The organism is Rhodoferax sp. OV413 (assembly GCF_900104385.1).
Lineage (GTDB): Bacteria > Pseudomonadota > Gammaproteobacteria > Burkholderiales > Burkholderiaceae_C > Rhodoferax_B.
The window spans coordinates 21,633-28,203 of the sequence record NZ_FNJA01000015.1; the positions used below are offsets into that span (position 1 = coordinate 21,633).

A 6,571-nucleotide genomic window follows, 5' to 3' on the forward strand; every position below is an offset into this window, starting at 1 on the left:
TCACATTCAATTAGTCGCCTCAGCCACCACATACCGCTGCCATAGCTGTATGTGGGGCTCGCTGTTGTCCATCAACCATTTGCACAGCAAAAAGCTATGTAGCCGCTCCAGCAGATAACCCGCCACACGCCGCTGGTAGCCGGTACGCTGCACATGGTAATGCGGTGAATAACTGTTCCACACGGCCTTCAGTACCTGCATCAGTTTCATAAACACGTCGACATGGATGCAACACACGGCGGGCGACGGGATGATCCCGCGCAGGCTGGCAAACGACTTGATGTCCGCCGGGTCCATGACGCCGCTCTGCGCGCAGGCTGCAGCAAACATGACGAGGTCGTCGATCACGTGCACCCGCGCATAGTTGCAGGAAATGCTCTCGCCAAAGTCAAATACGGAGCCCACGGCCAACCGCCCGGAAAAGGCATTCAGTTGCTCACCCGAAGGGAAAACGCCAGGCGCCAGCTGCGGCGTCAGCACCCGCACCCACGGAGAGGCCGACTCCGCCCCGCCTATCGTGGTGGAGATGAATTTGCGGTACTGGAACAAATACAAATGCTCTGCCACGACATCGCCGGACAGCAGCAAGTCGTGCAGTCCAAAAAGCTGCGAATACTCCGCCAACTCTCCACCGTCCACCTGGCCACCAAACCGACGGTCATCAATGACCAGTTCATTGGGTATGCCCAAAGACACTGGGCACAGCATTTCAAAAGAAACCGGCGGCGTAAACAGCGGCGTGGTGTGGCCAATGCAATAAGCCTTCATTTCTTTAGACATGGGTGATTCTTCAATCTAAGTTGCGTGCTGCAAGGCTAGGCATCAGGGCTCTCGCACCGCTTCGCCAAGCCCCTTCATCAGCGGCCAGGCCAGGTAAGACATGACGGTTCGTTTGCCCACCACGATTTCTGCCGACAAAGTCATACCAGGCAGTAGCCGGGAGCTCTCAAGCATGTTCTTCAAATTCATTTTCTCCAGGGTGATGCGGCTTACGTAGTAAGCATCACCGCCCGTCTTGGTCTGTGTTTCTTTGCGGAATGCATCTTCGCTGAGGGTTCGCACTTTTGCATCCAAGATGCCATGGCGCTGAAAGGGAAACGCATCCAGCTTTACATGCACCGCGTCACCCAGTTTGATGTAGCCCACGTCGGTTGAATCGATATGTACTTCGGCTTCCAGCGTCACATTCAAAGGCACCAGGGTAAAGAAGGTTTCCGCCTCTTTGACGATGGACCCCGGTGACAGCTTGGCAATTTCGAGCACCACCGCATCCGCAGGGGACACCAGCGTGACCAGCCGGCTGCGCTTGTCGGCCTTTTGCAGCTGCTCTTTGACCGCATCACGCTCACGCGACAAAGTCAGCATGTCTTCCATCGCCTTTTGCCGCCAGTTCTTCTCAAAGGCAACTCTTTCTGACTCAAAGGCGCTCAGTTCCCGCCGGATCTCTTGCTCCCGGCTGCGCGTGAGCTCCAGGTCACGCTCGACTTCCTTGCTTCTTTGTTGAGCCTCCAAAAGCTGCAGTGGCGCACCAATCTTCTGGGCCACCATCTTCTCTTGCATGGTCTCGATTTCTTTCAGCGACTTCAGGCGAGACGCGACGAACTGCTGGTCCTGGCGGTTGGTGGCCAGCGCTGCCCGCAGCTTGGCCGCCGTCTCGGCCATCTTCATCTGCTGGGCTTTGTAGTTAGCGCGGCGCTCAAACGACAGATTGGCCTGCAGCTGCCCATCGGCAGACATTCCCGTGGCGCCAGGCGCCACCTCGCCCAACAGCTCACGGTTCAGGCTTTGAACCTGTGTTTCCAGACTATTCAGTTTTGTTTGCAACTGGGTCTCATCGGCCTGCGCAAATGTGGCGTCCAGAGATGCCAGTTTGTCGCCCTTCTTGACGACCTGTCCCACACGCACATCCACGGTTTGCACAATCGAGGTTTCCAGCGGCTGCACCACCACATTCGGCAAGGGGTTGACCAGCCGTCCCTGTGCGACGATCACCTCGTCCAACTGCGAAAAGCTCGCCCATATTGCAAACGACGCCAGCGCCGCAAACAGCACGCGCAAGGTAATTTGCGCGAACGGCGGCACCGGACTGCGCTCGATCTCATCCGCGTCCGGCAGGTATTCAACGGCTGTCTTTGCCTTGGGGCCCTTGCCCCATTTGAAAGAAAGCCATCGCTTCATAAATGGCTTGTTTGCTGGTTCCATAGATGCTGGTAAGTCTCACACCGGGTCAATAGCTCTTCGTGCCGGCCGCTATCCACCAGCCGGCCTTGCTGCATTACCAAAATAGCGTTGGCGTTGACCAGGGTGGACAGGCGGTGGGAAATCATGATGACCGTACGGCCAACGGCGATGCGGGAAAGATTGCGGATGAAGATCGCTTCGCTTTCCGGGTCGAGCGCACTGGCCGCTTCGTCCAGCACCAGGATGCGTGGCTTGGACAGCAGCGAGCGTGCAATCGACAGTCTTTGCTTCTGGCCACCGGAGAGATTGGAGGCGTTTTCCTCCAACAGCGTGTTGTAGCCTTGTGGCAGCCGCTCGATAAATTCAGCCGCCCCGGCCGCCTCCGCGGCAGCAACAATCTGCTCGAAGGTGGACTCTGGTTTTGCAACGGCAATGTTGTCCCGAACCGAACCCCGGAACAAGAAGTTCTCCTGCAGGACCACGCCAATCTGGCGACGCAAATGGGCCAACTCGATCTCGCGTGCATCCGTGCGATCGAAGCGCACGATGCCTTCCTGCACGCTGTACAAGCCCTGGATCAGCTTGGTCAGCGTGGTTTTGCCGGAACCGCTTCGACCGACAATACCCACCACAGACCCGGCCTGGATGGTGAAGCTCGCACGGTCCAAGGCAGCGGCACTGGAGCCGGGGTAGCGGAATGTGACTTCATCGAAGGAAATCTCACCGGCCAGATCAGGGCGCAAGCCACCCGCACTGGCGCGCCCTTCCGACGGACGGTTCATCACTTCGCCCAGCATCCGCACAGACAACGCGGTTTCCTGGTATTCATTCACCAGGCTCACAATCGCAATCAATGGTGCGACCACGCGGCCCGAGATCATCTGAAACCCGATCAACGCACCCACCGACAAAGTCTGGTTGAAGACTTCCTGCGCACCCAGAAAAATGATCACCACCGGCAGCAGCTTGCCTATGAAGTCTGTCACTGCATTGCCAGTGATGGAAATCTTTCCTACCCGGAAATGCATGTTGATAGATTGGGCTGAACGCTGATCCCACAGACGCCGCTGCGCGGGTTCAATTGCCAGCGCTTTCACGGTGCGCATGCCGTGGATGGTCTCCACCATCATGGACTGCCGCTCGCCTTCCGCGCTGTACAAGTCGTTCAGACGCCTTTGGAATACCGGCACCATGGCCGCCACCACGCCGGCGATCAGGAATGTAAACACCAACGTCACCAGTGCCAGCTTGACCGAATAGGTAAAAAGTATCGGCAGAAAAATCAGCAAAGACAGCGAGTCCAGCACCGTAAAAAACATCCGCCCGGTCAGGAAACCGCGGATCTTTTCTACCTGCTGCATATGGCGCGTGATGACACCGGCCGTCGTCGTTTCAAAGTAGTCAATCGGCAAGGACAGCAGATGCGCAAAAGTTCGGCGCGTCAACCGCATGTCGATTTTGTTAGTGGCCGACAGCGTCAGTATCTGCCGCAAAAATCCGAACAAGGAATCAAATACCAACGCAATCACAATGCCCACTGCCAGCACCCACAGGGTGGCCAGACTCTGGTGGACCAACACTTTGTCGATCACCAACTGGAAAAACATCGGCGATGCCAATGCTAGCAAATGCATAGCAATTGCCGCAATTGCAATGTCCCTCAGAGCCGCTTTTTGCTTCAAAATTTCTGGGATGAACCAGCGGAAACCGAATGGCTGGTTGGGCTCGGGCAGCGCATACAAACGCTTCATCAAGAAAACTTCGCCATGCCAGAGCGCACAAAATTTTGCACGGTCCAAGCGCAAGATTTCTGTCGGGTTGTCGGCCATGGGGTTCAGCACCGCGACCATGCCATCGCCGTTCACATTGGCGCGCATGACGATCACACAATTGCCGTCCGTCATGCGGGCAATCAGCGGGAACACCCCCTCTTGAACCTGCAGGCTTTCCCACGAGAGCTTGTCGAACTTCGCCTTCAGGCCAATATCCGAGGCAATGCGCAGCACTGTCGCGGGGGGAGGCTCCTCCGAAACCAGGGCGTAGTCCTCAATCAGGCGCTCAGGATTCACCGGTAACCGGTGGTGCTGAGCAAGTGCGGCAATGCACTGTATGGTTGAGTGTGGAAATCGTTCTGACATTGGTGGGTCACCCATACATGTCTTAACATTTCAACACGCAAAGCTACACACGATGCCCTGATAAAAGACCTTTTGCCGAGCCTGTTCCCTGGCTCGCGGCATAAAAAAAGGGTGGAAGGCATATGCCTCCACCCTTTCTTGACGCAACGCTGGCGTTGCAGACCTATTTGCCGCCGGTCCCGGCCAGGAACCCCTTGTTGGCCGGGTCCTGGATGCCGGGCAGATTCAAGGATTTCGCTACCGATGCAATGGTGCCGGATTGGCCAGCAACCATATTGCCATTCGCATCGAACTGCTTCATCACGTCAACCATGCTACCGACTGCCAAGGTCGCGGCTGCAGCCTTACCGGTTGCAGGCAGGTCTACGCGGGTGACAGCCAAGCCATCGGATGGGGCCGAGCTATCAAATGTCCCCATGGCCTGCGCCAGGCTACTGACCCGAGACCGCAGATCCACACTTTGCACCCCAGCTGTTGCGCTGTCGGGCTGTGCAGCATCCGCCGCCAAGGTCGGCTGGATGGTTTCGGCCACCTTCCCGGTGCCCACAGCAGTCGCCATGGTTTGCACCGATGGGTTCAGAGCAGCAATCACCTGGTCCACTGTGAGCGTAGGAGCGTCAGAGTTCGACTTGTCTGCAACAAACCAGACATCGGCCGCCGCATGGGTGGCACCGTCCGATGTCTCGTAGCTGGACGTCAAGCCGACCAGGTTGCCGTTATCCTGGCTTATCTGGACCGTAGCCTGGGTGCTGATGCTGGTGATCCCCAGCGACGCCAGTGTCTTGACCTCACCCGATGCGCTCACACCATCGGAGTTCGCATCAATCCAGACCCGCAGATCCGCGAAGCCTGCATCATCACTGTTCACCACGCCGTCGTGGTTGGTATCCAGTTCACTCAAGGCAGCGTAGCCGTCGCTGGCTTTGGCACCGCTGGCCAGAGTCGTGGACGAACCAAACAACTCGGAACCATCATTGATCAGCCCGTCATGGTTGCGGTCCATCACCAGCAGACCATCGCCACCACTGACCCAGCCCGTGTTGACCTGGTTTCCATCCGCAAACAGATCGAACTTGACACCGGAGGAAATGCCCAGCGTCTTAACCCCATCGCCATTCATATCAAGGATGATAGGTGTGCTCAAGGTCAAATGTGGAAACTGCACCGTGGTGAATGCGGACCTCTGTGTGGTCGTCATCGCCTCAACCTGCGTCGACGTAAGCGCCTGAACCTGGTTAGTCGTCAACGCAACGATGTTGTTGGTTGTCAAAGCGAGGATTTGCGAGGTTCTGAGAGCCACAATATCCACCGTTTCTATCGCCGCCACTTGATTGGTACTCAGCGCGGCAATTGCGGCTGTCGCCAACGATGCGATCTGCGCCGTCGTCAACGCCACAACCTGGTTGGTCGTCAACGCCGATACTTGTGCAGTTTTCAACGCTGCGATGCCCGCCGTGCTGACCGCCTGAACCTGGCTGGTCGTCAGCGCGGCCACACCCGACGTACTCAGAGCCGCAACCTGGCTGGTCTTCAACGCCGCCACATCCACCGTTTCGATGGCTGCGACCTGGCTGGTCGTCAATGCCGCCACTCCAGCGGTGGTCAACGAAGAAACCTGGGCTGTCGTCAATGCAACAACCTGGTTGGTCGTCAGCGCGGCCACACCGGCTGTCGTCAGTGCCGCAACCTGGCTGGTCTTGAGAGCCGCAACGTCCACGGTCTCAATCGCCGCAACCTGGCTGGTGCTCAGGGCCGCTACGCCGGCCGTAGTCAAAGCAGACACCTGGGCTGTCGTCAGCGCCACAACCTGGTTCGTCGTCAACGCTGCTACACCGGCTGTCGTCAGCGATGCGATCTGGTTGGTGGTCAGCGCAGCAATGTCCGCCGTCTCGATGGCCGCGACTTGGCTGGTGCTCAAGGCAGCGATGCCCGCTGTCGTCAACGATGCAACCTGGGCTGTCGTCAACGCCACAACCTGATTGGTGGTCAGCGCAGCTACTTGTGCCGTACGCAGTGCGGCAATGCCAGCTGTGTTGATGGCCTGCACTTGGTTGGTCGTCAAGGCTGCCGTACCGGCGGTCGTCAGAGCCGCGATCTGGCTGGTCTTGAGAGCCGCTATATCCACGGTCTCAATGGCAGCCACTTGGCTGGTGCTCAAGGCGGCTACGCCTGCAGTGGTCACAGCAGACACTTGGGCTGTGGTCAGTGCCACAACCTGGTTGGTCGTCAGTGCCGACACCTGGCTGGTGCCC

General features: G+C 57.8%; 4 protein-coding genes. All 4 read right to left on the reverse strand.

What is annotated here, in order from left to right:
* Positions 1 to 6: 6 nt before the first annotated feature.
* Complete coding sequence (locus BLT66_RS26090; protein ID WP_143029312.1) at positions 7 to 780, reverse strand: hypothetical protein; 774 nt, start codon at positions 778 to 780, stop codon at positions 7 to 9.
* A gap of 42 nt (positions 781 to 822) precedes the next feature.
* Positions 823 to 2,202 (reverse strand): HlyD family type I secretion periplasmic adaptor subunit, encoded by a 1,380-nt coding sequence (locus tag BLT66_RS26095; protein WP_092762859.1) that lies wholly within the window; start codon positions 2,200 to 2,202, stop codon positions 823 to 825.
* Positions 2,175 to 4,250: a peptidase domain-containing ABC transporter gene (locus BLT66_RS26100; RefSeq protein WP_255407098.1), complete on the reverse strand. Its 2,076-nt coding sequence runs from the start codon at positions 4,248 to 4,250 to the stop codon at positions 2,175 to 2,177. Before BLT66_RS26100 ends, BLT66_RS26095 begins: the two co-directional genes overlap by 28 nt.
* Positions 4,251 to 4,482: 232 nt before the next feature.
* A partial coding sequence (locus BLT66_RS26105) for a beta strand repeat-containing protein (RefSeq protein WP_369821642.1) occupies positions 4,483 to 6,571 on the reverse strand: 2,089 nt, incomplete at its 5' end.